Annotated in this window: 24 protein-coding genes, 1 tRNA gene and 2 pseudogenes; 18 read left to right on the top strand and 9 right to left on the bottom strand. The window is 60.5% G+C overall.

Going from position 1 to position 26,259, the window contains the following annotated elements:
• Positions 1–442 precede the first annotated feature (442 nt).
• The 3 genes from NR164_RS09005 to NR164_RS08995 are packed head-to-tail and all read right to left on the bottom strand — an operon-like array spanning position 443 to position 3,474.
• A complete protein-coding gene (locus NR164_RS09005) occupies positions 443–1,540 on the bottom strand; it encodes a DNA alkylation repair protein (RefSeq protein ID WP_177032214.1) in 1,098 nt (365 codons plus the stop codon).
• Between the two features lie 18 nt (positions 1,541–1,558).
• Complete coding sequence (locus NR164_RS09000) at positions 1,559–2,905, bottom strand: glutamine synthetase family protein (RefSeq protein WP_256822643.1); 1,347 nt, start codon at positions 2,903–2,905, stop codon at positions 1,559–1,561.
• Positions 2,906–2,916: 11 nt separating this feature from the next.
• A complete protein-coding gene (locus tag NR164_RS08995) occupies positions 2,917–3,474 on the bottom strand; it encodes a helix-turn-helix domain-containing protein (protein WP_017847055.1) in 558 nt (185 codons plus the stop codon).
• Positions 3,475–3,682: 208 nt separating this feature from the next.
• Between NR164_RS08995 and NR164_RS08990 the strand changes: the two genes are divergently transcribed.
• On the top strand, positions 3,683–4,876 hold the full coding sequence (locus tag NR164_RS08990; RefSeq protein ID WP_079443312.1) for an MFS transporter: 1,194 nt from the start codon (positions 3,683–3,685) through the stop codon (positions 4,874–4,876).
• On the opposite strand, the gene NR164_RS08985 is transcribed toward NR164_RS08990, so the two are convergent.
• Positions 4,839–5,111, bottom strand: a complete 273-nt coding sequence (locus NR164_RS08985; protein ID WP_017847058.1) for a DUF1652 domain-containing protein — start codon at positions 5,109–5,111, stop codon at positions 4,839–4,841. The genes NR164_RS08990 and NR164_RS08985 overlap by 38 nt on opposite strands.
• A gap of 130 nt (positions 5,112–5,241) precedes the next feature.
• Entirely contained in the window at positions 5,242–6,738 is a 1,497-nt protein-coding gene (locus NR164_RS08980; RefSeq protein WP_046384013.1) for a helix-turn-helix transcriptional regulator, read from the bottom strand.
• 185 nt (positions 6,739–6,923) lie between these two features.
• Between NR164_RS08980 and NR164_RS08975 the strand changes: the two genes are divergently transcribed.
• The gene (locus NR164_RS08975) at positions 6,924–7,544 is read left to right on the top strand and encodes a transglycosylase SLT domain-containing protein (RefSeq protein WP_046384012.1); all 621 of its coding nucleotides are present in this window, start codon (positions 6,924–6,926) and stop codon (positions 7,542–7,544) included.
• Between the two features lie 12 nt (positions 7,545–7,556).
• Here the strand turns inward: NR164_RS08975 and NR164_RS08970 are convergent.
• Positions 7,557–7,850: pseudogene (locus NR164_RS08970) on the bottom strand (hydratase); the annotation flags it as partial.
• A gap of 469 nt (positions 7,851–8,319) precedes the next feature.
• Here NR164_RS08970 and NR164_RS08965 point away from each other — a divergent pair.
• From NR164_RS08965 to NR164_RS08930, 8 genes and pseudogenes are all read left to right on the top strand, one after another.
• Positions 8,320–8,571, top strand: coding sequence for a hypothetical protein (locus NR164_RS08965; RefSeq protein ID WP_046384010.1), 252 nt, complete (start codon positions 8,320–8,322; stop codon positions 8,569–8,571).
• 284 nt (positions 8,572–8,855) lie between these two features.
• On the top strand, positions 8,856–9,200 hold the full coding sequence (locus NR164_RS08960; protein WP_017847066.1) for an FKBP-type peptidyl-prolyl cis-trans isomerase: 345 nt from the start codon (positions 8,856–8,858) through the stop codon (positions 9,198–9,200).
• A 3-nt stretch (positions 9,201–9,203) separates the two neighbouring features.
• Positions 9,204–9,458 (top strand): annotated as a pseudogene (locus NR164_RS08955) (GNAT family N-acetyltransferase); the annotation flags it as partial.
• Between the two features lie 567 nt (positions 9,459–10,025).
• The gene (gene mgtA / locus NR164_RS08950) at positions 10,026–12,731 is read left to right on the top strand and encodes a magnesium-translocating P-type ATPase (protein ID WP_046485891.1); all 2,706 of its coding nucleotides are present in this window, start codon (positions 10,026–10,028) and stop codon (positions 12,729–12,731) included.
• A gap of 86 nt (positions 12,732–12,817) precedes the next feature.
• Complete coding sequence (locus NR164_RS08945; RefSeq protein ID WP_017847070.1) at positions 12,818–13,534, top strand: MgtC/SapB family protein; 717 nt, start codon at positions 12,818–12,820, stop codon at positions 13,532–13,534.
• 301 nt (positions 13,535–13,835) lie between these two features.
• Positions 13,836–14,462: a response regulator transcription factor gene (locus tag NR164_RS08940; RefSeq protein ID WP_017847071.1), complete on the top strand. Its 627-nt coding sequence runs from the start codon at positions 13,836–13,838 to the stop codon at positions 14,460–14,462.
• A gap of 1 nt (position 14,463) precedes the next feature.
• Positions 14,464–18,081, top strand: a complete 3,618-nt coding sequence (locus tag NR164_RS08935; protein WP_256822641.1) for a transporter substrate-binding domain-containing protein — start codon at positions 14,464–14,466, stop codon at positions 18,079–18,081.
• A 134-nt stretch (positions 18,082–18,215) separates the two neighbouring features.
• Positions 18,216–18,638, top strand: coding sequence for a chemotaxis protein CheY (locus NR164_RS08930; protein ID WP_177029747.1), 423 nt, complete (start codon positions 18,216–18,218; stop codon positions 18,636–18,638).
• A 170-nt stretch (positions 18,639–18,808) separates the two neighbouring features.
• Here NR164_RS08930 and NR164_RS08925 read toward each other — a convergent pair whose 3' ends face one another.
• Both NR164_RS08925 and NR164_RS08920 read right to left on the bottom strand, forming a co-directional pair.
• The gene (locus NR164_RS08925) at positions 18,809–19,885 is read right to left on the bottom strand and encodes a 3-deoxy-7-phosphoheptulonate synthase (protein ID WP_046384006.1); all 1,077 of its coding nucleotides are present in this window, start codon (positions 19,883–19,885) and stop codon (positions 18,809–18,811) included.
• Between the two features lie 338 nt (positions 19,886–20,223).
• The gene (locus NR164_RS08920; RefSeq protein ID WP_256350929.1) at positions 20,224–20,358 is read right to left on the bottom strand and encodes a hypothetical protein; all 135 of its coding nucleotides are present in this window, start codon (positions 20,356–20,358) and stop codon (positions 20,224–20,226) included.
• 146 nt (positions 20,359–20,504) lie between these two features.
• Between NR164_RS08920 and NR164_RS08915 the strand changes: the two genes are divergently transcribed.
• Positions 20,505–21,272, top strand: coding sequence for a carbon-nitrogen hydrolase family protein (locus tag NR164_RS08915; RefSeq protein ID WP_256822638.1), 768 nt, complete (start codon positions 20,505–20,507; stop codon positions 21,270–21,272).
• Between the two features lies 1 nt (position 21,273).
• Positions 21,274–21,720: a GNAT family N-acetyltransferase gene (locus NR164_RS08910; protein ID WP_046384004.1), complete on the top strand. Its 447-nt coding sequence runs from the start codon at positions 21,274–21,276 to the stop codon at positions 21,718–21,720.
• A gap of 55 nt (positions 21,721–21,775) precedes the next feature.
• Here the strand turns inward: NR164_RS08910 and NR164_RS08905 are convergent, their stop codons facing one another.
• Positions 21,776–22,015 (bottom strand): DNA-binding protein, encoded by a 240-nt coding sequence (locus tag NR164_RS08905; protein ID WP_046384003.1) that lies wholly within the window; start codon positions 22,013–22,015, stop codon positions 21,776–21,778.
• Positions 22,016–22,098: 83 nt separating this feature from the next.
• Here NR164_RS08905 and NR164_RS08900 point away from each other — a divergent pair, with 83 nt between their 5' ends.
• From NR164_RS08900 to NR164_RS08875, 6 genes are all read left to right on the top strand, one after another.
• Positions 22,099–22,455: a helix-turn-helix domain-containing protein gene (locus NR164_RS08900; protein ID WP_017847078.1), complete on the top strand. Its 357-nt coding sequence runs from the start codon at positions 22,099–22,101 to the stop codon at positions 22,453–22,455.
• 165 nt (positions 22,456–22,620) lie between these two features.
• Positions 22,621–23,262 carry a UvrY/SirA/GacA family response regulator transcription factor gene (uvrY, locus tag NR164_RS08895; protein ID WP_026140040.1) on the top strand — a complete coding sequence of 214 codons (642 nt, stop codon included), beginning with the start codon at positions 22,621–22,623 and terminating at the stop codon, positions 23,260–23,262.
• Between the two features lies 1 nt (position 23,263).
• Positions 23,264–25,087, top strand: coding sequence for an excinuclease ABC subunit UvrC (gene uvrC / locus NR164_RS08890; RefSeq protein ID WP_017847080.1), 1,824 nt, complete (start codon positions 23,264–23,266; stop codon positions 25,085–25,087).
• A gap of 32 nt (positions 25,088–25,119) precedes the next feature.
• On the top strand, positions 25,120–25,680 hold the full coding sequence (gene pgsA, locus NR164_RS08885; protein WP_017847081.1) for a CDP-diacylglycerol--glycerol-3-phosphate 3-phosphatidyltransferase: 561 nt from the start codon (positions 25,120–25,122) through the stop codon (positions 25,678–25,680).
• A 63-nt stretch (positions 25,681–25,743) separates the two neighbouring features.
• Positions 25,744–25,819 (top strand) — tRNA-Gly (locus NR164_RS08880).
• 235 nt (positions 25,820–26,054) lie between these two features.
• Positions 26,055–26,259 (top strand): Arm DNA-binding domain-containing protein (locus NR164_RS08875; protein ID WP_256822636.1); only part of this gene is annotated, 205 nt, incomplete at its 3' end.

The raw sequence follows: 26,259 nt of genomic DNA, 5'->3' as shown, positions 1-26,259 counted from the left end.
CAAGATCAGGTCGAGGGGGCAAGCCCCCTCCCACACTTTTGACCGGATTCAGCTTCCAAGATCAGGTCGGCTATAAGGCCAAGCAAGAGCAAGAGCAGAGCAAAAGCAGATCAGGGTCTATCTGATCTATGGGGATCCAAATGTGGGAGGGGGCTTGCCCCCGATAGCAGTGTGTCAGCCAAAACATGCATGACTGAAGCAGTGCTATCGGGGGCAAGCCCCCTCCCACACTTTTGACCGGATTCAGCTTCCAAGATCAGGTCGGCTATAAGGCCAAGCAAGAACAAAAGCATATCAGGGTCTATCTGATCTATGGAGATCCAAATGTGGGAGGGGGCTTGCCCCCGATAGCAGTGTGTCAGCCCAAACATGCATGACTGAAGCACCGCTATCGGGGGCAAGCCCCCTCCCACATTGGATCTGTGGTGTTGCTTGAACTGAGTCAATCGCGCAAGACGAATTCCGCGCTGCCCAGCCGTTCTCCATTCACCAGCACATGCACCGCGTGCTTGCCCGGGTAGTGCTTGCGCGTGGTCAGTTCACGGATATGTTGTTCGCGGCTGATGTGCTGCTGCTCGCCTGCGCCAAGGGTAAAGGCCTTTAGCTTGAACACTTTGGCCGCACGGTGGCCGGCGCTTTTTACGTAGTCGATGGCGTAGTCCACCACCAGTTTTTGTGGTGCGGCGGCGGTGGATTCGAGGCTGAAGGTCAGGTTGATCCGCTCCCCCAGTGTGATCACCGCCGGCGTGACGCGCAGGTGATGAATCTTGACCTCGGCCTTGGCTCCCGCGCCGATGATCGTCAGCGCGCGGGTGTTGCCCTGCTTGATCAGGCTGCGCAGTGCATGGCGGGCGATCCAGGCGGTGTGCGGGTTATCCAGCGACCAGCCTTCGATCAGGCTGAGGACCCAATCGGGGTGGTCCTTGGTGATGTCGTTGAGGTGGTTGGCCACGGACTTGCGCACGTAGAGGCTGCTGTCGGCCTTGAGGTTGTCGAGGATCGACGCGCACAGCGCGGGGGTGGCCTGCACGTCGGCCAGGCGGAATGACCACGGCAGGCGCGGTCGCGAGCCTTCGCTGGCGAGGCGGCGCACGTGTTCGTTGTCATCCAGCGACCACTGTTGCATCACCGCCAGGGTGCGTTGGAAGTCGTGCAGCAAGAAGTGCCGGATCGCGAATTCGGCGGAGCCAAAGGTGGTGAAATATTTGAGCGCGGCCATGGAGCGCTCGAAGTCATCCCGGCCATGACTCGCCACGTAGTGCGGCAGGAACAGGCTGACAAAGCCGCTGTTCAAGCGCGGCGCGAGGGCATAGAGCCGCGTGAGAGTCTGTGGGTAATCCAGCGGGATCACCGCATGCAGGCTGTCGCTGACCCGCGCCACGCGCTGCATCACCGACAACTCGGCCAGCCCGGCCTTGGCGTGCTGGAGAAAGCCCTGGGCGTCGAACGCCGGGTACACCGCCGTCATTTCGGTGGCGATGTGTTGCAGGCGTTCGACGTTGAAGATTTCCTTGAGGGCCGGGGCGCTTTGGTCGGTCATCGGTGATTCCATGGGGGGTTAGAGAAACCAGCGGTATTCCCGCGTGTTGATCTCCTGCTGAAACGCCAAGTGGTCCTGGCGTTTGTTCTCGCAGTACACGTCGACAAATTCCGCGCCCAGCTTATCGCGCAATACCGCTTGATGTTGCATGGCGCGCACGGCCTCGAGCATTTCCAGGGGGAAGTCGGTGCCGCTGTTGCGGTCGTCGTTCAGTGGGGCGATGGGGTCGCGCTTGGCGTCAAGCCCATGCTCCAACCCCACCAGAATCGCCGCCAACACCAGGTACGGGTTGGCATCGGCGCTGGCCAGGCGGTGTTCGATACGCAGGTTGCGCGGGTCGGACTCGGGGATGCGTACGCACGCATCGCGGTCTTCGAAGCCCCAGCTGGCACGGGTGGCGGCGTTGACCGTACCGCCCAGGCGGCGGAAGGCGTTGTGGTTCGGCGAGAAGATCGGCATGCAGTGCGGCAGCAACTCCAGGCAGCCGGCCACGGCGTGGCGCAGGGGTTGCTGTTGATGGGCCGCGAGTATGTTGTTGCCGGCGCCGTCGTACAGGCTGACATGCACGTGCATGCCGCTGCCGGGGAATTGCAGGTAGGGCTTGGCCATGAAGCTGGCGCGGTAGCCGTGCTTGAGCGCCACGCCGCGGGTGCTGCGGCAGAACAGGGCGGCCCAGTCGGCAGCGCGCAGGCCATCGTCCAAGTGGCCGAAGTTGATCTCGAACTGGCCGGGGCCGAGTTCTGCGGTGATCACCGTGATGTCGATGCCTTGGTCCTTGGCGGTTTGCGCCATATCGTCGAGCACCTCGCTGAAGCGCGACAGTCGCTCGATATGCAGGTTGGGCTGGTCGTCGGCGTCGTTACTCAGCGGGTCGCGGGCGAATTGCGGCAGGCCGTTGTCGAGCTGCTTGTCGAACAGGTAAAACTCCAGTTCAAAGGCCACCACCGGGTGAATGCCTTTGTGGTGCAGGCGTTCCAGGACCTTGGCCAATACTTCCCGCGGTTCGAATTCGATCGGTGCTTGCGTACCGTCCGAGGTGATCAGCATCTGGCCCAGCGGCTGCGACTCCCAGCTCACCGGCTTGAGCGTGCCCGGTACCAGGCGGCGGTTGGCGTCGGGGTCGCCGTCGTTGAAGCAGTAATCACCGATCTTGAACAACCCGCCCTGAACCCCCAGCAGCACGGCGTTCTGCGGCAGCTTCAAGGGGCCGCCGGCGGCGACTTTTTCCAGCATCTCCACCGGGTAGCGCTTGCCGTAGAAATGCCCGGGGATGTCCAGGGCGATCAGGTCGACATAACGCACGTCGGGGTGGTTCTGGCGAAAGCTCCGTACTTCGGCCAGCAGCGTGGAGGAATGGCTTTTCACGGGTGTAGCTCCTAGTTGTAAACCCACAGCACGCGGGCGGGCAGTTCGGTCAGGTTGGCGTAGCGGCAACGGGCGAAACTGGCCAGGTGGAAGCTGTCGCCTTGGTGCAGGGTGACCGAGTCGGCTTCCCCTTCCACCCACAGCGTCAACTCACCCTCCAGCACAAACCCGGCCTGCTCGGCGCGGTCGCTCATGGTCTGCTCACCGCTATTGGCTCCGGGGGCCAGCAGGCTGTCGAGCATCGAAAACGCACCGTTCATGTTGGGGGAGACCAGGATGTCGGTGATGCCATTGGCGTAATACACCGTGCGCCGCTCGTTGGGGCGCGTCACCCAGTTGATGGCCTTGGGCTTGCTCAGGCTGTAGAAATAGGTGGTGGGCACGTCAAGGGCGTGGCTGATCGCGGTCAGGTCCGCCACGGTCGGGCGTGACAGGCCTCGTTCGACCTGAGACAGGAAACCCACCGAACGCTCGATCTTTTGCGCCAATTGCGCGAGGGTGAGTTTCTTGTACTTGCGCAGGTCGTGGATCAGGATTGCCAGGGCTTCGAGTTCTTCTTGTTGGTTCATGAAATTTATTTCGTTAAATTTCATGAAAAATTACAGGATAAATTTCACGAGGGCAATAGGTTTGTGCTGCTCAAAACCACTAACGGCACCATCCTCGAGATCACCCCGGTCAAGCAATAATCCGCTGGCAACGTCTGCTTTTTTTCGGGTTACTGAGGTAAGGTGACCGGCTGCAATGGCCGCGTTACCTTCATGGAATGAGAGCAGGATGCTTGCCACCCTAAGACACTACCCCCGCACAGTGAAGCTGTTGCTGTCCGCCACGTTGATGTTGACGCTGGCCAAGGCGATCACCTTTCCGTACCTGGTTATCTACCTCACCCGGCACTTTACCCTGGACATCACCCAGGTCGGCCTGGTGATCGGCAGTTCGCTGATCGTCGGTTCGTTGCTCAGCGTGTATGGCGGGTTTCTCGTCGATCGCATCAGCAGCTATCGGTTACTGCTGGGCTTGAGTGCGCTGTTTGTCGTGGGCTTTATCGGTACGGTGCTCGCGCAGACTATCTGGGCGTTCTATGGCTGCCTGATCCTGATCAACCTGGCTTACGCGGTCATCGATATTGCGATCAAAGCCGGCTTTGCCAGCCTGTTGCCGGAAGACGCGCGCAGCGAGGTGTTTTCCATCAAGTACACCCTGACCAATATCGGCTATGCGGTGGGGCCGTTCTTTGGTGCGATGGTGGCCAGGTTGGATATCAGCTTGCCGTTTATGCTGTCGGCGCTGTTGGGGGCGGGTTTTTTCCTGCTGTACTGGCGCTGGGGTGATCGTGCGCTGGCCACTGTCGATGCCACGCAAAAGCCGGTGTCGTTCCTGGCTGTCGGCCGCGTGCTGTTGAAGGATCGGCGCCTGGTGTGCTTCACCGTTGGCGGCGTGCTCAGTGCGGTGGTGTTCGGCCAGTTCACGGCTTACCTGTCGCAATACCTGGTGACCACCACCACTGCTGAATACACCTACAAGGTCATCAGCGCGGTGCTTACGACGAACGCCGTGTTGGTGATTGCCTTGCAATACGTGATCGGTCGGCGCATCTCGCACCGTTACCTGAGCCAATGGCTGATCTTCGGCTTGAGCATGTTCATGCTGGGGTTGATCGGCTTTGCGCTGTCCACCAGCGTACTGTGGTGGGTGCTGGCGATGGCGGTGTTTACCGTGGGGGAAATCGTCGTGTTCCCGGCCGAGTACATGTTTATCGACCGTATTGCCCCGGACCACCTGCGCGGCATGTATTACGGCGCGCAAAACCTGTCCAACCTCGGCGCCGCGCTGGGGCCGGTGCTGTGCGGGTTGGTGTTGGCCAGCCTGCCGGCGCATTACATGTTCTACATGCTGGGGGCGTTTATCGTCGGTGGCGGGGTGTTCTATTTCATGGGTGCGAGGCTGAAGGCAAGTCATCCAGAGTGAGTTTGCCCAGGTGGTTGCTGTGCAGCTCGTAGCGTAATTCTTCGACCATCTTGTCCACTTCTTGCGGGGTCTGCAGCCGATTGGTGCTGATCCCGGTGACCACCAGGTCGACCCGGCCGGTTTCGGCGTCGAAGACTTTGAGGGTCAGCGACGCGTCCCGGCACAGGGTGAATTCGCACGTCAGCGGCGACAGGCCTTCTTCGATGCAATTTCGCAATTGAGACAGGGTAAACATGCTAATTCCTTCCGGGTGTGGAATACGACGACACAGGATCGAAAGCCTGTGCCCACCTCAGGAAGGTTAAGCATTACACCTAGGCGCAATAAGGCGAATTCGCACTAGCCGCACTAGTGCATTTGCACTTTCAGCGCTTGTTTTTCAGACGCAGTTCACCGGCGAACAGCCCGCGCTCACGGGCCCAAACGATCGCTGCACTACGGCTATGCACCCCCAGTTTGGAATACACCGTGGCCACATGGTTACGCACCGTGTTGGGCGCCAGCTTCAGGCGCGAGGCGATCTCTTTGTCGGCCAGGCCTTCGCAAATCAAACCCAGCACATCGCGCTCGCGGGTGGTGAGATCGGTGAAGGCAATGCCCGGCACATTGGGTCGGTTGGCGCCTTTGGCGTTGGCCAGCTTTTCGATCAGGGTCTGGCTGAACCAGGAGGCGTCCTGCATCACTTCTTCGATGGCCGCCACCAGCTCCAGCTCCGAGCGCTTGCGTTCGGTGATGTTCATCAGCACCAGCAGGTAGCAGGGCACGTCCTGGATGCTCACGGTATCGGCGGACACCACGCAGTCGATCACCTCAGCGCCTTTCTTGCGCACCTTCAGATCCAGCCCGTCGAGGTTGCCGGCTTTTTCCAGAGTGGCGAACAACTGCGCGCAGGCTTGGGCGCTGTCGATGAAGTCGATGTCTTCGATGGCTTTGCCGATCAGTTCTTCACTGGTGTAGCCGGTAATGCTCATGAAGGCTTCGTTGATATCCACCACCTGACGGTTGTCGGCGTTGCACACCAGAGTTGGCACCGGCGTCAGGCGGAACGACTTGGCGAAGCGCTCCTCACTCTGGCGCAGGGCGATTTCTGCCTTACGCCGCGGTTCCAGGTCGGTGAAGGAAAACAACATGCAGTCTTCCTCGTTCATGTCCAACGGCTGGCCGGCCACGATCACCAACTTGCTGCCGCCCTCGGGCAATCTCAATTCGGCCTGCATCTGCGGGATGGTCGCGCCTTCGGCCAGGCGCTGGATGGCCAGGTCCTTGCGCTCGGCGTGTTCCAGCACGTCCAGTTCATACACCGAGCGGCCGATCACTTGGTCGCGGTTATAGCCGGTCATCTCCAGAAAGCCCTGGTTGACCTTGATATAGCGCAGGTCGCTGAGGCGACAGATCACGGCGGGCGCGGGGTTGGCGTTGAAGGTTTTTTCGAAGCGCTGCTCGGCACTCGCCCATTCGGTGGCGTCGCTGAGGATCAACACCAAAAGCTCCGGTTCGCCGCGTGAATCGGTCAGCACCAGGCTGCGCAGGCGATGGACCCAACTGCGCTCGTCGTCGCCGGTGGGGCTGACTTCCACGATCACGTCGCTGAACGCTTCGCCGGCCGCCACCCGGCTGAGCGGGTAGTTGTCCGGCAACAGCGGGTGGTTATTGCGATAGCGCAAGGCGAACCGCTCGGCATAGGCCTGATTGTTGGCGCCCAGGTGTTCGACCGCGCTGACCCCGTGCATGGTCAGCGCGGCCTCGTTGGCCCAGAGGATGGTTTGGTCTAGCTCGGCCAAAATCACCCCGTCGGACAACCCGGAGATGATCTGCTGCAATTGGCGGCGGTTGGTTTCTTTGGCGAGGACGTCCTGGCTCATGGTTTCTCCTGGGAATGGGCGCATGCGAGTTACGACACCCAGGCTGCGCGATAGTGCAGCGCAACTGCCCCGTGCGATCTGGCGCACGCTGCTGTTGCGCACGGCGCTGAACGTTTCCTTTCTTCACCTGCCGCGTTGAATGGGTAAAATGCCGGCTTTTTACGCGTATCCCGCAAAGGTGCATCTTGAACGCAGGCAAAGCTGTCGGCTTGTTATTACTCACTTCGCTGCTGGCGGCCTGCGGCACCTCGCCACCCCGCACGCCCAACGACCTCTGCGGCATCTTTCGCGAAAAGGCCGACTGGTACGACGCCGCCCAAGTCACCCAAAAGCGCTGGGGCGTGCCGATCCAGTTACCGTTCGCCATCATGTACCAGGAATCGGCCTTTCGGCAGGACGCCAAGGCTCCGCGTAACTACCTGTTGTGGATCATCCCCTGGGGCCGCGTCTCCACCGCCGCCGGCTACGCCCAGGCCAAGGATGAAGTGTGGAACGACTACCGCAAAAGCACCGGCCGCAGCGGCGCCAGCCGTCAGGACTTCGACGACGCCATCGACTTCGTCGGTTGGTACATGGACAAGACCTACACCATCAACGGCGTTTACAAGTACGACGCCTACGGCCAATACCTGAACTACCACGAAGGCTGGGGCGGCTATCGCCAGCGCACCTACGCCAGCAAAGCCTGGCTACCCCCCGTGGCCAGCAAAGTGCAGGCTCGCTCGCAGCTGTATGCGCAGCAATATGCGGGTTGCAAGAATGATTTGGGGCGTGGGTTCTGGAGCCGGTTTTGGCATTGGTTGTGAGGCCGCTCGTGCTCAACGCGGCAATGCTCGATGCTGCATATAGCCCAGCATCTGATCGTACAGGTCAACCCGCCGATCCCTTTGCAGATCATTGAGGCTGTTCCAGATGGGCGCACTGCGCGCGTTGCTCAGGTCGATATCGGCGAACAGGATTTCCTGGCGATTGGCCGACGCCACCTTGCCGATAGGCCACCCATTGGTCCCGGCAATCAGCGAACACCCCAGGTAACGGGCATCGCGCTCTTCGCCGATTCGACTGGCGGCGGCAATAAACACGTTATTGACGTGTGCTGCCGTCATCGTCTGGAAAGCTCCGGCAGCACGATCAGATTGGCGCCGCCGTTCGCTGCCGCGGCTGCCAACTCCAGGCTACGTCGCAGGTTTGCGGTACGGTGGTCCACACCGACCTGGGGATCGAATTGCACAACAGAAACACGTACAGGGCTTGTGGCTTGGTTCATTGCGGGGTGATCTCTTTGGATGGCTACAGCCAAAGTGGCTGGCGTTCCATAAGAGGTGATTTGACGGGCGGGAGAAAATCGGGCGCTTCCGGTTGAGGTGTCAGTGGGCTCTTGATAGTTCGCTGCCCCTATTCGTGGAGAGAGGTCAGGTCTTTTGGTCCCAGCGAAATTGGATCGACATGCACTAGCGTTGGTTGTGAGAACGACACCCGGCAACTGGTACAGACCTGTGAACTCTGACAGTAGGCAGGATGCAGTGAGCTTCTTAAGCTGTTGCGTGTGCCCTCACGCATTGTTGAAGAAGGAAACTGACAATGAAAAAGTCTGAATTTAGCGCTTACCTTGATAAAGAGATTAATACTGCCCAGGGCCGTATCTCATCCAAGGACAGCAAGTCCGATAAGGTCGATTCGGGCCGGGTGGAGTTTTTGACAGCGTTGAAGGATGTTGTCGATGGGAAGCCCCAGCCTAAAAATGTGGGCGTTGTCGGCGCCGTCAATGACGTGTTGCAGACACTAGGTCTGCTCTCTCGCGACAAAACCTTACTATCCGGCCTTGAGCTTTGAGGCGGTGATTGCTTTTGTTGTGGTGAGGCAATCGTCCCTCATCACAACGCGTGCCGCCGGTTCAGCTCGGCAGCATGCACTCCAGCGATCAATTCACCGCCCCCTCCGATTATGTTCACCGAGTGCGATCTCGAAATAGCGCCTGTGCGCGAGGTGCTGCCCAGCCGGCGGAAACGCCCCGCAGGTTAAAGAGAAATGTCATTGAGCCGACGCTTCCTCCACTTGCCAAACCCACCCAATTCTGGGAAAACCCCAGCCTTTGCGCAGTCAACGAGAGCCCCCCCATGAGCGACGAACAACTCCAGATCACCGACATCCGCCCCGGCACCGGCAAGGCCGTGGTCAAGGGCGCGTTGATCACCACTCAATACACCGGCACCCTGGAAGATGGCACGGTGTTCGATTCGTCGTGGGAACGGGGCAAGCCGTTTCAGTGTGTGATTGGAACGGGCCGGGTGATCAAGGGCTGGGACCAGGGGTTGATGGGCATGCAAGTCGGTGGTGTACGCACATTGTTCGTACCTGCGCACCTGGCGTATGGCGAACGTTCGATGGGCGCGCATATCAAGCCGAACAGCCCTTTGCGCTTTGAAATTGAATTGCTGGAAGTACTGACGCGTGATGATTGAGGGCGGCGGTTACACGCCGACCTCGAAGCATGGGCCGTCACGCAGGGTGCCGAGTGGCTGCGCCTGACGGTGGTGGTCGGTAATCGCAAGGCCGAGCGTTTCTGGCCGAAACTGGGGTATGTGCCGGTGCGTATTCGCGAGGGGATCAGGATGGGGCGACAGCTGAATACGGTGTCGATTCAGGTCAAGGCGCTGGTGGGTGGGCAGGTGGATGATTACCTGATACGGGTGCCGCTAGATCGACCTGTTGCACCTTAGCTGCGGATAGACACATTCAACCTGTGGGAGGGAGCTTGCTCCCGATGGCGATGGTGCAGCTAGAGATAAGCTAACTGCCCCACCGCCATCGGGAGCAAGCTCCCTCCCACATTTATGCCTCGGAGGGCTTCAAGATAGGGGTTCCTGAACCCATCCTGAAGAATCCTCTTATTCATCATGCAGGTACTTTCCTACGGTTTACTCTCCTGTAATCGGGGCGTAAGCTTCGCGCGTTTTCATCAATAGCGGAGACCCTCAGTGGGTACTTGTTCAAGTGACAGTCGTCGGCCGGTTTCGGTAACCGGCACAGACTTGGCAAGGTAACGCGCATTCTTCCGATGCCGTTGTCTCGCCAAACAGCGAGAAGCGGCATCCCGGCAGCGACCAGTCCTGGCGCCTGCCTCGATCCACTCTCATCGACGCTGATCAGCACCTGACTCACCTCAGGTTGCTACGGACGCGCCTGCCTTTTTGCGGCGGGCGGGCCAGGCTGGCTGTGCCTTTTTGATCGGGCGCGGCGCAGTTGGCCGTACCTGCACGACGGTTTCCTCGCGCAGGAGTAACACCATGAACTTCACTCTGTTGAAAGAGTTCTTTGCCGGCTTCCTGCGGACCCGGCATATCGCTCGGCATTTCCGTCGCCTGGCACTGCTCGACAGCGTCACCGACGCCAGCGTCAGCCGCGAAGTCCCGCCGAGCCTGGCGCAAACCCTGGTGGCTGCGGCCAACAGCGGCGCGGAACAGTTGCTGGGCACCCTGGGCAGTCACGCCGAAGGCTTGGACGCCCAGGAAGCCGACGCGTTGCGGGAGCAATACGGCCTCAATGAAGTCGAACACGAACAGCCGCTGCCCTGGTGGGTCCACCTGTGGCATTGCTACAAGAACCCCTTCAACCTGCTGCTGACCTTGCTGGCGGTGATCTCCTGGCTGACCGAAGACATGAAGGCCGCCACGGTGATTTTTTCCATGGTGGTGCTGTCGACCCTGCTACGTTTCTGGCAGGAGGCCAAGTCGAACAAGGCTGCCGACGCACTCAAGGACATGGTGAGCAATACCGCGACGGTGTTGCGCCGCGAGGCGGCCAAACCCATCGAGCTGCCGATCAAGCAACTGGTGCCGGGCGACCTGATCGTGCTGTCGGCCGGCGACATGATCCCCGCCGACTGCCGCGTGCTCAATGCCAAGGACCTGTTCGTCAGCCAGGCGGCGATGACCGGCGAATCGATGCCGGTGGAGAAGTTCGCCCAGCAGAAGGATGCCAAGACGCGCAACCCCCTGGACCTGGAAAACATCCTGTTCATGGGTACCAACGTGGTGTCCGGCGCGGCGACGGCGGTGATTCTGACCACCGGCAACAGCACCTATTTCGGCGCGTTGGCCCAGCGCGTCACCGCCACGGATCGCGCGACCACCTCGTTCCAGCAGGGCGTCAACAAAGTCAGTTGGCTACTGATCCGCTTCATGTTCGTGATGGCGCCGCTGGTGTTGTTCATCAACGGTTTCACCAAGGGCGACTGGACCGAAGCGCTGCTGTTCGCGCTGTCGATTGCCGTGGGCCTGACCCCGGAAATGCTGCCGATGATCGTCACCTCGACGTTGGCCAAGGGCGCGGTGTTTCTGTCGCGCAAGAAGGTCATCGTCAAGCGCCTGGACGCGATCCAGAACTTCGGCGCCATGGACGTACTGTGTACGGACAAAACCGGCACGCTGACCCAGGACAAGATTTTCCTGGCGCGCCATGTGGACGTGTGGGGCGAAGAGTCCGACGACGTGCTGGAAATGGCCTACCTCAACAGTTACTACCAGACCGGTCTGAAAAACCTGCTGGACGTGGCGGTGCTGGAACACGTGGAAGTGCATCGCGAGCTGAAAGTCGCCACCGCGTTCCAGAAGGTCGATGAGATCCCGTTCGACTTCAACCGGCGCCGGATGTCGGTGGTGGTGGCCGAGCAAGGCCAGCCGCACCTGTTGATCTGCAAAGGCGCGGTGGAAGAGATTCTGTCGGTGTGCAACCGGGTGCGCCACGGTGACTCCAACGAAGCGCTGACCGATGAGTTGCTGGCGCGCATCCGCCAAGTGACCGCGGCATTCAACGAAGAAGGCTTGCGGGTGGTCGCGGTCGCCGCGCAGCCGATGTCAGCGGGGCGCGATACCTACAACCTGGCGGATGAAAAAAACCTGACGTTGATCGGTTATGTGGCCTTCCTCGATCCGCCCAAGGAAAGCACCGCGCCTGCCCTCAAGGCCCTCAAAGCCCACGGCGTGGCCGTCAAAGTGCTGACGGGCGATAACGAACTGGTCACCGCCAAGATCTGCCGCGAAGTGGGCCTGGAGCAGCAAGGCCTGCTGATGGGCAACGACATCGAGGACATGACCGACGCCGAACTGGCCAAGGCCGTGGAAACCACCAACGTATTCGCCAGGCTGACGCCGTCGCACAAGGAACGCATCGTGCGCCTGCTCAAGGCCAACGGCCATGTGGTGGGCTTCATGGGCGATGGGATCAACGACGCACCGGCGCTGCGCACGGCCGATATCGGTATTTCGGTGGACAGCGCGGTGGACATCGCCAAGGAAGCGGCTGACATCATCCTGCTGGAAAAGAGCCTGATGATCCTGGAGGAGGGCGTGCTCGAAGGCCGGCGCACCTTCGCCAACATGCTCAAGTACATCAAAATGACCGCCAGCTCCAACTTCGGCAACGTGTTTTCGGTGCTGGTCGCCAGTGCGTTCATTCCGTTCCTGCCGATGCTGCCCATGCATTTGCTGGTGCAGAACCTGCTGTACGACATTTCGCAGATCGCGATTCCATTCGATAACGTCGATGAAGAAATGCTCGCCAAGCCGCAACGCTGGCAACCGGGGGATGTGGGCCGTTTCATGCTGTTTTTCGGGCCGATCAGTTCGATCTTTGACATCACCACGTTCGCACTCATGTGGTATGTGTTCGATGCCAACACCCCGGACCACCAGACCCTGTTCCAGTCGGGTTGGTTCGTGGTGGGGTTGCTGACCCAGACGCTGATCGTACATATGATCCGCACCCCGAAAATCCCGTTCCTGCAAAGCCGTGCGGCAATGCCGCTGATGGTGATGACGGGGGTGATCATGGCTGTAGGGATTTTCCTGCCGATGGGGCCGCTGGCGCACTACTTCAAACTGCAGGCGTTGCCGTCGCTGTACTTTGTGTTCCTGCCCGTGATTCTGTTGGGGTACATGGCGTTGACCCAAGCGGTGAAGGGCTACTACATCCGTAAGTTTGGCTGGCAATAACAGTTGTATCGAACGCCCCTGGGCCCGGTGGGAGCCGGGCCTGCCCGCGATGGCAGTGGGGCTGCCGCCGCATTCATGGAGTTTTTATGCAGGCAATCAACAACATCAACCTCGATTCCCTGATCGATACCGTGGTCAGCCTGACCGCCGCGTTTATCCTCGGCGGCTTGATCGGCTTCGAGCGCCAGTACCGCCAGCGCACGGCGGGCTTGCGCACCAACGTGCTGGTCGCAGTGGGCGCAGCGATTTTCGTCGACATGGCCAACCGCCTGGGCGGTGCAGACGGTGCTGTGCGGGTGGTCGCCTATGTGGTGTCGGGCATCGGCTTTCTGGGGGCCGGCGTGATCATGCGCGAAGAAGGCAACGTGCGCGGGCTCAACACCGCCGCCACCCTCTGGGCCTCGGCCGCGGTGGGCGCCTGTGCCGGTGCCGACCTGATCCTCGAAGCGCTGCTGGGCACGCTGTTCGTACTGGCGGCCAATACGCTGCTGCGGCCGATCGTCAATAACATCAACCGCCAGCCGCTGGATGTGGTGTCGGCGGAGGTGACCAACATCCTCTATGTGATTGCACGGCGTAGCCAGCAACAGGCGGTCATGGTGTTGCTGGAAGCCGAGCTGGCACGTTGCAACTACCCCGCCAGCGATGTTGATGTGCGCCCGTTTGGCAGCGAAGAAGTGGAGATCGAGGCGACGCTGGCGGCCACTTCCGTGGACGGTGATGAACTGGACGCCCTGGTGACGCGCATTTCCATGTCGAGCCTGGTGGTGCAGGCTTTCTGGAGCCCAAGTACCACCGACTGATCCACCCTGGTCAAGCCTAGGCATACCCAGGATTGGCTATGCTTTTGTAAGGAAAAGTCCTACACGCAGTCAGGATTATCCCTTCGTAAGAAACATCACCCCATTGCTAAGGTTGATCGCTGCGGCTGGCCGGCAGCAATGATATGGCTTCATATGTTCGTGGTGATTTTCAAGGGAAGGGACCAGGCACCCGTCTGTTGGCGCTCTGAGGGACTGTACCGTTCGTCGGGACTGTCAATTCTCACAGGTGGCTGGGTCCCGTGTGATGTGTCAGCGTACTTTGTCCTCTCAGGGGTGTTTTATGAGCAAAGCGTTAGTAGTGGATGACCACCCGTTTATTCGTGCCACTGTCAAATTTCTGTTGAAGCAGGAAGGTTTTACTGAAATTGATGAAGCGGGTAATGGCGCGGATGCCGTGCAGAAGGCCAGAGAAGGGCGCCCGGACCTGGTGATTCTCGACCTGGCGATGCCCAAGTTGGGTGGCCTGGAGGTCATCAGTCGGATCAAGGCCTTGGGCCTGCCGTGCAAGATCCTGGTGCTCACGTCCTACTTGGCGGTGTTTTTTTCGACCCGGTGCATGCGGGCCGGTGCCATGGGGTTTGTCGCCAAGACCGGCGAGTTGGACGAGCTGCAAAAAGCAATCAAGGCTGTGATGTGCAACTACAGCTGCTTTCCCAGCCTGCCCACCAGTTCGGTGCGCCGCGATGATTTGCAGACCTCCGAGCACGAGTTGGTGGAAGCTCTTTCGGACCGCGAGTTGACGGTGCTGCAGAAGCTGGCCCTGGGCCTGGGCAACAAGGAAATCGCCGAGGACATGCTGCTGAGCCACAAGACCATCAGCACGTACAAAACCCGCCTGAAGGAGAAGTTGCGCATGTCCTCCGTCGTGCATTTATCCAAGTTCGCCCAGCGCAATCACTTGATCTGAAATGACTGCCACTGCGTTTAAGCGGCTCGCCGCTATCTTGTTGATGGGCCTGTTGCCCATGCTCGCAGTGGCCGTCGATCAGCCACACGCGCTGCGCCTGTTGGGGCACTCTCAGCTCGAAAACCCCCGCCTGATACTGGATGAAACCGACTGGCGCTGGCTACGTGAGCGGCGCACGTTGGTGATGGGGGTGTCGGCGCCGGATTACGCGCCATTCGACCTGAGCAACAACAACGACGAGCTTGAGGGCATTACCGCCGATTATGCGGCGCTGGTGGCGCAGGCGTTGAATATCATCATCGAGGTGCGACGCTACGACACCCGCGATGAAGTGATTGAAGCGCTCAAGCAGGGCGCGGTGGATTTCGTTGGCTCGGCCAACGGCTATGAAGCCGCAGACCCTGAGTTGGAGCTGTCACGCTCTTACGCCAACGATCAACCCACCCTGGTCACCCGCATCGGAGACACCCAGGCCCTGAGCGCGGACTTGGCCGGCAAACGCGTGGCCATGCTGTATCACTACATGCAGCCCGATGCCGTGCAGCGGTTCTACCCCCACGCGCAGTTGCAACTGTTTGCCTCGACCTTCGAAGCCATCGGTGCGGTGGCGTTCGGCCGGGCCGATGCGTACCTGGGCGATGCCATCAGCACCCGGTACCTGATCAACAAGAACCACCTCAATAATGTGCGCGTGGCGGATTTTTCCGGCCTGGAGGTCAACCCTTTCGGGTTTGCGTTCACCAAGGACAATATTCGCCTGCGCAATATCATCAACGCCGCGTTGGCCATCGTGCCGGTCAACCAGCAGATGGATATTCTGCGCCGCTGGAGTGCTGGCGGCAGCGGTTTCATGGAAGCCGAACGGCTGCGCCTGAGTGACAGCGAGCAGCGCTGGCTGGAGAAACACCCGCGGGTGAAAGTGGCGGTGCTCGACAAGTTCGTGCCATTGTCGTTTTTCAATGAGCAAGGGCAATTCGAAGGGCTGAGCGCGGAGGTGCTGGCGCGGATCAGCTTGCGCACGGGCCTGAAGTTCGATGTGGTGAAGGGCAGTTCGTTGCCTCGACAAATCGATGAGGTCAATGCTGGCCAGGCAGACATGCTGGCGGTGATTACCCCCAGCGTCGAGCGGACCGAGAAGTTGCGCTTCACCCGGCCTTACCTGTCCAACCCGTATGTGCTGGTGGTGCGCGCCGAAGACGAGCGGCTGGTTACCCTGGAAGACTTGCCCGGAAAGCGCCTGGCGTTCATTCGCAGCAACAGCCTGGGTGAGCAAATCGCGCGGGATTACCCCGGTATTGAGTTTATCGACAGCGCAAACCCCGAAGCCGCCATGGAGTTGGTGGCCAATGGCGGGGCCGATGCGACTGTTATTTCGCTCATCAGTGCGCGCTACATGATCGCGCGTCATTACCGCGACCGCTTGCGTATGACCAGCACCGTCGGCACGGAGCCGGCGCGGATCACGTTTGGCGTCAACCGCAGCCAACTTGAGTTGTATTCGATCCTAGACAAGGCATTGTTGAGCATCACACCTGAGGAACTGGATGAGCTGACCAATCACTGGCGCAGCGAGATCATCATTGAAGACAGCTACTGGCTGCGCCATCGCAACGCAATCATCCAGGGTTTCAGTCTCGCCGCGGTGCTGTTGTTGATCACCCTGTGCTGGGCCTTTTACCTGCGCAGCCTGATTCGCAAGCGCGCCCAGGCCGAGCGGGCGTTGAGCGATCAGATGCGCTTTATGAGCGTGTTGATCGACGGCACGCCTCACCCGATTTACGTGCGCGATCGCCAGGGGCGGTTGATGGCCTGCAACAATGCCTACCTCGACGTGTTCGGTTTCAAGCTCGAAGACGTGATCGGCAAGACCGTGGTGGAAACCGACACCGGTAACCCGCCGCAAGCCCAGTCGTACCATGACGACTACCTGAAGTTGATGGCGCGGGGCGAGCCGCAGATTCATGACCGGATCCTCAGGGTGCCGGGCGGCGAAGTCCTCACGATTTACCACTGGATGCTGCCGTACCGCGACGGCGACGAGAAGGTCGTGGGTATGATTGCCGGCTGGGTGGATGTGAGTGAGCGCCACCGCTTGCTGGGCCAGTTGCAGGAAGCCAAGGACGATGCCGACGCCGCCAACCGCGCCAAGACGACGTTCCTGGCCACCATGAGCCACGAGATCCGGACGCCGATGAACGCGGTGATCGGCATGATCGAGCTGGCGCTCAAAAGCGCCGAGCAAGGTCGGGCGGATCGCGATGCGCTGGAAGTGGCGTCGGTGGCCTCGCGCGGCATGCTGGAATTGATCGGCGACATCCTGGACATCGCCCGGATCGAATCCGGCCACCTGTCCCTGGCCCAGGAGCCCGCCAACCTGCGTGAGCTGCTGGCCTCGGTGGTGCGGGTTTTCGAAGGCCTCGCGCGGGCCAAAGGGCTGGCGCTGCGCGTGACGCTCGATCCGGCGCTCGATCGCCCGGTGCTGATCGACCCGCTGCGCTTCAAGCAGGTGGTTTCGAACCTGCTCAGCAATGCCATCAAGTTCACCAGCAAAGGCCAGGTGCAACTGGGCGCCCAGGGCGATGTCGCCGAGGATCAACTGCGGCTCAGGTTGTGGGTGCAAGACACCGGTATGGGCATCAGTGCTCAGGACCAGCAGCGGCTGTTCAACCCGTTCAGCCAGGGCAGCAACGCTGAACAATCGGCGCGCAGCGGTTCCGGCCTGGGGCTGGTGATCAGTCGCAGTCTGTGCGAAATGATGGGCGGTCAGTTGCACCTGAGCAGCGTGCTGGGGCAGGGCACCCGGGTGGACGTGAGTGTGGCGCTGAGCCTGGCGGCCGCGCTGCCGGCGCCGGCTTCGGCGCCTGCTCCGCACAGCCCACCGACACGCGCGTTGAGTATCCTGGTGGTGGATGACTACCCGGCCAACCGTTTGCTGCTGGCCCGGCAGTTGAGCTTCCTGGGGCATCGCATTACCACGGCCGAGGACGGTGTGCAGGGGCTCGCGCTGTGGCAGGCCGGGCACTTCGATGGCGTGATCACCGATTGCAATATGCCTCTGAAGGACGGTTACACATTGGCGCGGGATATTCGTACTCAAGAGCACGAGCGAGGCCTGGTGCCGTGCCTGCTGTTGGGGTTTACCGCCAATGCTCAACCCGAAGAAGCCGAGCGCTGCCGCCAGGCGGGCATGGACGGGTGCCTGTTCAAGCCCACCGGGCTCGAAGACTTGCGATCGGCCCTGGCGCCGCGCATGGCGAGCCTATGCGAGCCGCAAGCCGAACCGGCGTTCGATCTGGGAGCGCTGATCATGCTGACGGGGGACGATCATGCCGCGCTCAACGAATTGTTGATGCCGCTGCTCGACAGTCTGGAAGCCGATCAACGGCTATTGCCGTCATTGCGACGCCAGGCCGACTTTGCCCAGTTGCATGACCTGGCACACCGCGCCAAAGGCGGCGCGCGGATGGTCAAGGCGCACGCGCTGATCGCTTGTTGCGAAACCTTGGAGGCCGTGTGCGAACGGCAGGACCTCCAGGCATTGGGGGCAGCGGTTGAGGACGTCGAGCAGGCGATCGATGATTTGCATCACAGCTTGAGCGTTTATTGCAATCAACCTTGACGCGGTTGGGTGGTTATTCGGTGGATTTGGGACAACTCCTACATGAAGGGGGAACATGCCTGATTTTGTCTGCGGGATATGTCTGGAAAATGGGCTGCTCTCACTCAACGAGCACAGCCTGCCAGGGGTTTGCCATGCCGAACAAAGCACTGACCATCCTGATTGCCGATGAACAGCACCTGCAACGGTTGTATATCGAAAAAATGCTCAACCGATTGGGGTATCACCGGATTGTGCCGGTGCAAACCTTTGAAGAGGTCCAGATCCTCACGGCGATCCCGGCCAAACCCTTTGATGTGCTGATCGTCAATGCAGGCTTGGCGGCCCACGCCGGTGGGCCGCAGGCCCAGGTACGCCACGTGCTGGTCTACGATCACCTGGACCTGGGCGTACCCGTCGGCTCGACACCGCAGGTACTGGTCCGCTTGCCCGGCGTACCGGATAACATCAACCTCGAGCACTTCATGGACATCATCGACCCACCCGAGGCCGCCGCGGGCCTGCGGGTATTGCCCTGGCTGCGGGAATTATCGCGCACGCCGGTGGCCGGGGTTTAGTTCCGCGTCGGCGCGATGCCATTGGGGTTATCAGGCGCTGGCCCCGTCACGGCCCGCAACCTGCAACATGTCGGCAGCGCTCAAGGTCAGTTACAGGGCCTTGAGGTTGCTCTCCAGGTTGGCGGCCGTCCGGCTTGCCCGCGCTTTGCAGGCAAGCCGGTGTCCATTGCTCAGCCGATGGCGTGTTCGCGCAAGCGTTGAGCTGCGCTGCGCAACAGCTGCTCGGTGCTGTCCCAACCCAGGCAACCGTCGGTCACCGACACGCCGTATTTCATCGCCGGGCCCAATGGTTGGCAGCCTTCGAACACGTGGCTTTCGAGCATCATGCCGATCAGCGAAGTGTCGCCCTGCAGGCGTTGCTCCAGCACTTCATTGAACACTGCCGGCTGACGCAGCGGGTCTTTGCCACTGTTGGCATGGCTGCAATCGACCATGATCCGCGCGGTCACCTTGGACTTGGCCAGGTCCTGTTTCACCTGGGCCACGCTCTGCGCATCGTAGTTCGGCCCACGGTGACCGCCGCGCAACACCAGGTGGGTGTCGGGGTTGCCCGGGGTCTGGATGATCGCCGGGTGGCCCTGGCTGTCGACGCCGAAGTGCCGGTGCGGGTGGGACGCCGAGCGCATCGCATCGCAGGCAATGGCGACGCCGCCGTCGGTGCCGTTCTTGAAGCCGACGGGCATGCCCAGGCCGCTGGCCATTTCGCGGTGGATCTGCGACTCGGTGGTGCGTGCGCCGATGGCGACCCAACTGAGCAGGTCGTCGAAGTAGCCGGCGGCCATCGGTTGCAGCAACTCGGTGGCGACCGGCAGGCCCAGGCGCAGCATCTCACGCATCAGTTCGCGGGACAGGCTGAGGCCGGCGGCCATGTCATCGCTGCCATCCAGGTGCGGGTCGTAGGCCAGGCCTTTCCAGCCAATGGTGGTGCGCGGTTTTTCGACGTAGGCGCGGATTACCAGCAGCATCTGGTCGCTGACGTCCAACGCCAGTTTCTTCAGGTTGCGTGCGTATTCCATGGCCGATTCCGGGTCGTGGATCGAACACGGACCGACGATCACCAGCAAACGTGAATCTTCGCCATTGAGAATGGCGCGCACGGCTTGGCGATGGGCGTGGATTTGCTCATTGAGGAATGGGCTGAGAGGTAACTGGTGCTTGAGTTCAAGGGAGCTGGGCAAGCGCAGGGTCAGCGCTTCATTGGCGCTGGTCAGGGTAGAGACGGGCAGAGCGGCGACGGAGGAGTTCATCTTCAAGGCTTCCTGGGCAAGCGGCGGGCGATTCCCGCACGCTCTGCCCTACTGGGGTGTTCGACAATTGGCCGTAGTGGCTACGTGTGTTGGCTTGCCACCGATAGGTGACCGATCGGAGGCGGCAGGCTGTCCCGAGCGGAGCTTGCTAAATCGCCATGCAGTGCTGGTGTCGTAGCGGTAATAGGTGGCGTAGTTCATGTCGTGATTCCTTTAAATGGTCTTGATCAAACAAAGTATTCAGGGCTGAAAAAACAAAACCCCCGATCGGGGAGCCGACCGGGGGTTAGATTTCTCTGGTAGGCGACCCCTTGAGCAGTGGGCGCCGATTTCAGGTATCAGGCGCGCCAGTGGCTAAACCAATACCCAAAATAAAAGCTGACCAGTGCGCTCAAACCGTTCACACGGGTAGCCGATACCGAGCGCGAGGCGCTGGCAGCAGGGCAAACCTGGGTGTGGGTGAGTTGCAACATGGTGGCTCTCCAAATGATGGTGGCAGCTTACTAGAGGCGCACGGGTGGATTCAATCGGTAATTTCTATTGTGTGGAGGTACTTACGACTATGGGGGGAGTGCCGATATGCTGGTGGCCACTCAATAATGCTTGCCGGGACGCGACCATGACTGCCTTGACTCTTGCCGCTGCTCAATCCATTTCCATCGCCGGCGACGTACCGGCCAATATCCTGCGGCACCTGGCGTTCATGCGCGCCGCGGCTGAGCAGGGTGTGCAAGTGCTGGTGTTTCCGGAGCTGTCGTTGAGCGGGTATGAGCCGTCCTTGGCGGCTGAGCTGGCAATCGCCCCCGAGGACGCGCTGTTGACGCCGCTGCGCGAGATGGCGCGGGAGCTGCGCTTGACGGCGGTGGTGGGCATGCCGATCCGCTTGGCGCCAGGGGCGGACGTGTCGATCGCCGCGTTGGTGCTGGGAGCAGACGGTTCGCTTGCGGTTTACACCAAGCAGCATCTGCATCCCGGCGAAGAGGTGGCGTTTGTCGCGGGGCAGGGCGGTGACGTGCTTGAGTGGCGGGATGATCGGATCGCGCTGGCGGTCTGCGCCGACTTTTCCCACGCCAGCCATGCACGTCAGGCTGCGCAAGCGGGCGCCACTGTATACGCCGCCGGCGTGCTGATCAGTGAAGGCGGCTACGCAACGGACAGTGCGTTGCTCCAGAGCTACGCCGCCGAGCATGGCCTGGTGGTATTGATGGCCAATCACGGTGGCCCCTCGGGCGGCTGGGCGTGCGCGGGACGCAGTGCTATCTGGGGCGCCGATGGGCAGGTGCTTGCCGCCGCGCCAGGGGTGGGCGACGCGCTGGTCATTGCCCGTCGCGATGGCGGGCGCTGGACCGGTCAAGCGGTAGCACTGTGGGCTGAAGGGGCGCGATGACATGACGTTTCACTTGCGCGCGGCGACTGACCAGGACCGCTCATTTGCCCGGACGCTGACCTACGAAGCCATGCGCGGCTACTACGCGCAATACCGTTTGCTGTGGTCCAACGATGGTTTCGACGTGGCCTGGGCGGGGCGCGAGAATTGGCTGATCTGCAGCGACGATACCGTGGTGGGCTTTATCAGCCTGAGTCGCGACAGCCAGGCGCTGTACATTCGCGAGTTGCATATTCTCGAACCGTTCCGTGGCCGTGGAGCAGGCAGCTGGGTACTGGAGCAAATGGCACTCAAAGCGTGCGGTCAAGGTCGCGGTCTTTTACGGTTGACCGTGTTTAAAACCAATCCGGCAAAAAGGCTTTATCAGCGCAAGGGCTTGCAAGTTGCGGGTGAGGAAGCGTGCTTCTGGTGCATGGAACGCGATTGTCGGCCCATGTCCGCAGACTAATAAGTGACTCATTTGCGCAAAACAGGCACAACGGCTTAATAAGCGCATACTGAACCTAGGGCAATATTTCTTGTTCCTGCCTCAGAGGCTCATTCTCGGCAAGGATGATGCCTTCTTTCATGCCCAGAAGGACCGCTACCTTATGGGCCTCTCCCCGCCGTCCTTTCTTGCGCCCAGCGAGCACCTGATACGTGGTTGCCGGGTCGACACCGTGTTCCCGGGCGAACGCTTGAACCGACTTACCTTGGTGTTCAAGCCAAGCCTTGGCTTGTGCAGCAGTACGAATTCCGGGCATAGTTCAAAACCGTTCAAGTTTGTGTAACCAAGGGATCAGCGTATCACCTCTTGGGGTGTGCCAATTTAGGATCATACATCCAAATGAGTGGAATCGGTTTGCGTCTAAGGCAGGAAAGAGAGCGGCTTGGGTTGTCGCAAAAAGTGTTTGGTGAAATTGGAGGCGTTGAAGCGAACGCACAAGGCAAATACGAAAACGGCGGGCGGGCGCCGAAGGCCGATTATTTATCGCGTGTGGCCGAAAGAGGCGTGGATCTTCTGTACGTATTAACAGGCGCTCCCACGCCGGCGCAAATGGATAACTTGAGTCAGATCGAAGAAAAGGTGCTGGGCAACTATCGGGCGATGTTCAAAGAGGACCAGGACGCGATCCACCGATTGACCTCAACCTTGGCTGAACATTCGTCAATGTTGATAATGAATGGTAAATCCAAGCTGTAGCCCGGGATTCCTGACCTTTCCCCCAGGAAATAGCGTTGCGCGTCGTTCGACGGGCGCGCTTCCCGGCGTCAAGCGCTATATATATGACACTTGCAACTAGGTCTGCGCCTTGGTTTTTTGCTAAGGTGTTCAGCAACCTATAAGACCATATCGCGAGGTGTCTGCTTGATTAGGGTGCTAGTAGTCGATGACCATGATCTCGTTCGTACAGGCATTACACGAATGCTGGCTGACATCGATGGCCTGCAAGTAGTCGGCCAGGCTGAATCGGGTGAAGAGTCCCTGATCAAGGCCCGGGAGTTGAAACCCGATGTGGTGTTGATGGACGTCAAGATGCCTGGGATCGGCGGCCTTGGCGCCACTACCAAATTGTTGCGCAGCCACCCGGACATCAAAGTCGTGGTGGTCACCGTGTGCGAAGAAGACCCGTTTCCTACACGTCTGCTGCAGGCGGGGGCGGCGGGATACCTGACCAAGGGCGCAGGCCTGGCGGAGATGGTACAAGCCATTCGCCTGGTATTTGCCGGCCAGCGCTACATCAGCCCGCAGATCGCGCAGCAGTTGGCGATCAAGTCCTTCCAGCCCACCAGCGATTCGCCGTTTGACGTGCTGTCGGAGCGTGAAATCCAGATCGCCTTGATGATTGTCGGCTGCCAGAAGGTGCAGGCCATCTCCGACAAGCTGTGCCTGTCCCCCAAGACCGTCAACACCTACCGCTATCGCATTTTCGAGAAGCTCGCCATCAGCAGTGATGTTGAATTGACCCTGCTCGCGGTGCGCCACGGCATGGTGGACGCCAGCGCCTGACATGACCACACCGTTTGATCCGAGTGCCTTTCTCTCGACCTGCAGCGGCCGCCCCGGCGTGTACCGCATGTTCGACAGCGAGGCGCGCCTGCTGTATGTGGGCAAAGCCAAGAACCTGAAAAACCGCCTGGCGAGCTACTTCCGCAAGACCGGCCTCGCGCCGAAAACCGCGGCCCTGGTGGCGCGTATCGCCCAGGTCGAAACCACCATCACCGCCAACGAAACCGAGGCGCTGCTGCTTGAGCAGACGCTGATCAAGGAATGGCGGCCGCCTTACAACATCCTGCTGCGTGACGATAAATCCTACCCCTACGTGTTTTTATCTGACGGCGACTTCCCACGCCTGAGTATTCATCGGGGCGCGAAGAAGCAGAAGGGCAAATACTTCGGACCTTACCCCAGCGCCGGTGCGATCCGCGAAAGCCTGAGCCTGCTGCAAAAGACCTTTTTCGTGCGGCAGTGCGAAGACAGCTTCTACAAGAACCGCACCCGGCCGTGCCTGCAATATCAGATCAAGCGTTGCAAGGCACCCTGTGTCGGCCTGGTTGAACCGGCGGAGTACGCCGAGGATGTGCGCCATTCGGTGATGTTCCTCGAAGGGCGCAGCAACGCCCTCACCGACGAACTCTCCGGCGCCATGGAACAAGCCGCGAGCACCCTGGATTTCGAGCGAGCCGCCGAGTTGCGCGACCAGATCTCCCTGCTGCGGCGTGTGCAGGACCAGCAAAGCATGGAAGGCGGAACCGGCGACGTCGATGTGATCGCTGCGTTCGTCAACCCGGGTGGCGCCTGTGTCCACCTGATCAGTGTGCGTGGCGGTCGGGTGTTGGGCAGCAAGAACTTCTTCCCGCAGACCGGGATCGACGAGGAGGTCGCTGAAGTCATGGCCGCGTTCCTGGGCCAGTATTACGTCAGCAGCCCCGAGCGCGACTTGCCGTCGGAACTGATCGTCAACGTGGTGCATGAAGACTTCCCGACGTTGATCGAGGCCATCCACGCGTTGCGTGGCCGTGAACTGGACATCAGCCACCGCGTGCGCGGCACGCGGGCGCGCTGGCAGCAACTGGCCGTGACCAACGCCGAGCAGGCCCTGAGCGCGCGCCTGGCGAATCGACAGCACGTGGCCGCGCGCTTCGAGGCCCTGGCCGAAGTCCTCAACCTGGACGAACCGCCCCAGCGCCTGGAGTGTTACGACATCAGCCACTCCAGCGGCGAAGCCACGGTGGCGTCCTGCGTGGTGTTCGGGCCGGAGGGGCCGATCAAGTCCGATTACCGGCGCTACAACATCGAAGGCGTCACCGCCGGCGACGACTACGCCGCCATGCACCAGGCCTTGACGCGCCGCTTCAGCAAATTGAAGGAGGGGGAGGGCAAGCTCCCCGATATCCTGCTGGTGGACGGCGGCAAGGGCCAGCTGTCCATGGCTCGCGACGTGCTCAACGAACTGGCGGTGCCCGACCTGATCCTGCTCGGCGTGGCCAAGGGCGCCACGCGCAAGGCCGGCTTCGAGACGTTGTACTTGAATGATGCCGCCCATGAGTTCACGTTGAAGGGCGACTCGCCTGCGCTGCACCTGATCCAACAGATCCGCGACGAAGCCCACCGTTTCGCCATTACCGGCCATCGCGCCCGTCGCGGCAAAACCCGGCGAACCTCAACCCTGGAAGGTGTGGCCGGAGTAGGCCCGACACGCCGACGCGACCTGCTTAAACATTTTGGTGGCTTGCAAGAGCTCTCCCGTGCCAGCATTGACGAAATAGCCAAAGCACCCGGTATCAGTAAAAAGCTCGCTGAGTTGATTTATGCAAATCTGCACAGCGAGTAGAATGCCTTCTCACCTCGCAGCCAGTTGTGCCGATGAATATCCCTAATCTGATCACCGTTCTACGCGTCCTGCTTATTCCGATTTTCATTTTGTTGTTCTATTTGCCTTACGAATGGAGCTACATGGCCTCCAGTTCGGTGTTCGCCGTTGCGGCCGCCACCGATTGGCTCGACGGCTACCTGGCCCGGCGCCTGGAACAGAGCACGCCGTTCGGCGCGTTCCTCGACCCGGTGGCCGACAAACTGATGGTGGCCGTGGCCCTGGTGCTGCTGGTGCAGGAACACGGCAACCTGTGGCTGACCTTGCCGGCTGCGGTGATCATCGGCCGCGAGATCGTCGTTTCGGCCCTGCGCGAATGGATGGCCGAAATCGGCGCCCGCGCCCACGTCGCCGTGTCGAACATGGGCAAATGGAAAACCGCCGCGCAAATGCTCGCGTTGGTGATCCTGCTGGCCAACCCGTCGGACTTTTCCTTCTGGGTCTTGCTGGGCTACGCCTTGCTGCTCATCGCTGCCGGCCTGACGCTGTGGTCCATGCTCCAGTATTTACGCGCTGCCTGGCCTCATCTGCGCACCACGGTTGAAAAAAAATAAAACTTTTTTGAATCAAGGGGTTGACGGGTGCTGAGGATTCTATAGAATGCGCCTCACCAAGACGCGGGAATAGCTCAGTTGGTAGAGCACGACCTTGCCAAGGTCGGGGTCGCGAGTTCGAGTCTCGTTTCCCGCTCCAAACATAGCGCTACAGAGTTTCACTGAATTCTGTCAGCGATCGAAACAAGGACCTTCGGGTCCTTTTTTCGTTCCGGCGGGAACCGCTGACATCCAGCACCGTCCAGTGCTTTTAAGTCCCGATTTAAGTCCCGAATGAGGATCTTGGATTTGGATATGCACTGAATCGGTTTTTTGCTGGAGCAGCTTGGATAGCGAGACGAGCATCCGCTCCTGACTCTGTTCAGGAGCTCGCTATGGCACTCTCGGATACGACCGTTCGGCAAGCCCGAATCACCGGCAATGACTACACGCTAGGCGACACGGATGGGCTTGCGCTCAACGTGACGGCCCGCGGTGGGAAAATCTGGCAGTTTCAATACTGCTGGGCGGGCGTGCAGAAGCGCATGTCTCTCGGTAGTTATCCGCAAATCAGCCTCAAAGAAGCCCGTGCGCGACGTG

Origin of the sequence: Pseudomonas sp. Pse79 (assembly GCF_024519615.1) — a bacterium.
In the GTDB taxonomy this organism is placed as follows: Bacteria; Pseudomonadota; Gammaproteobacteria; order Pseudomonadales; family Pseudomonadaceae; genus Aquipseudomonas; species Aquipseudomonas veronii.
This window is presented reverse-complemented; position numbering and strand designations above follow the sequence as displayed.

Bases quoted from the DNA above. Each gene is read 5' to 3' on its own strand.
- NR164_RS08985 (WP_017847058.1), bottom strand. From the start codon at position 5,111: ATGTTTACCCTGTCTCAATTGCGAAATTGCATCGAAGAAGGCCTGTCG.
- NR164_RS08920 (WP_256350929.1), bottom strand. From the start codon at position 20,358: ATGTTGCAACTCACCCACACCCAGGTTTGCCCTGCTGCCAGCGCCTCG.
- pgsA (WP_017847081.1), top strand. From the start codon at position 25,120: ATGAATATCCCTAATCTGATCACCGTTCTACGCGTCCTGCTTATTCCG.
- NR164_RS08905 (WP_046384003.1), bottom strand. From the start codon at position 22,015: ATGCCCGGAATTCGTACTGCTGCACAAGCCAAGGCTTGGCTTGAACAC.
- NR164_RS08960 (WP_017847066.1), top strand. From the start codon at position 8,856: ATGAGCGACGAACAACTCCAGATCACCGACATCCGCCCCGGCACCGGC.
- NR164_RS08935 (WP_256822641.1), top strand. From the start codon at position 14,464: ATGACTGCCACTGCGTTTAAGCGGCTCGCCGCTATCTTGTTGATGGGC.
- NR164_RS08945 (WP_017847070.1), top strand. From the start codon at position 12,818: ATGCAGGCAATCAACAACATCAACCTCGATTCCCTGATCGATACCGTG.
- NR164_RS09005 (WP_177032214.1), bottom strand. From the start codon at position 1,540: ATGACCGACCAAAGCGCCCCGGCCCTCAAGGAAATCTTCAACGTCGAA.
- NR164_RS08910 (WP_046384004.1), top strand. From the start codon at position 21,274: ATGACGTTTCACTTGCGCGCGGCGACTGACCAGGACCGCTCATTTGCC.
- NR164_RS08940 (WP_017847071.1), top strand. From the start codon at position 13,836: ATGAGCAAAGCGTTAGTAGTGGATGACCACCCGTTTATTCGTGCCACT.
- mgtA (WP_046485891.1), top strand. From the start codon at position 10,026: ATGAACTTCACTCTGTTGAAAGAGTTCTTTGCCGGCTTCCTGCGGACC.
- NR164_RS08995 (WP_017847055.1), bottom strand. From the start codon at position 3,474: ATGAACCAACAAGAAGAACTCGAAGCCCTGGCAATCCTGATCCACGAC.
- NR164_RS08900 (WP_017847078.1), top strand. From the start codon at position 22,099: ATGAGTGGAATCGGTTTGCGTCTAAGGCAGGAAAGAGAGCGGCTTGGG.
- NR164_RS08965 (WP_046384010.1), top strand. From the start codon at position 8,320: ATGAAAAAGTCTGAATTTAGCGCTTACCTTGATAAAGAGATTAATACT.
- uvrC (WP_017847080.1), top strand. From the start codon at position 23,264: ATGACCACACCGTTTGATCCGAGTGCCTTTCTCTCGACCTGCAGCGGC.
- NR164_RS08990 (WP_079443312.1), top strand. From the start codon at position 3,683: ATGCTTGCCACCCTAAGACACTACCCCCGCACAGTGAAGCTGTTGCTG.
- NR164_RS08980 (WP_046384013.1), bottom strand. From the start codon at position 6,738: ATGAGCCAGGACGTCCTCGCCAAAGAAACCAACCGCCGCCAATTGCAG.
- NR164_RS08925 (WP_046384006.1), bottom strand. From the start codon at position 19,885: ATGAACTCCTCCGTCGCCGCTCTGCCCGTCTCTACCCTGACCAGCGCC.
- NR164_RS08915 (WP_256822638.1), top strand. From the start codon at position 20,505: ATGACTGCCTTGACTCTTGCCGCTGCTCAATCCATTTCCATCGCCGGC.
- NR164_RS08930 (WP_177029747.1), top strand. From the start codon at position 18,216: ATGCCGAACAAAGCACTGACCATCCTGATTGCCGATGAACAGCACCTG.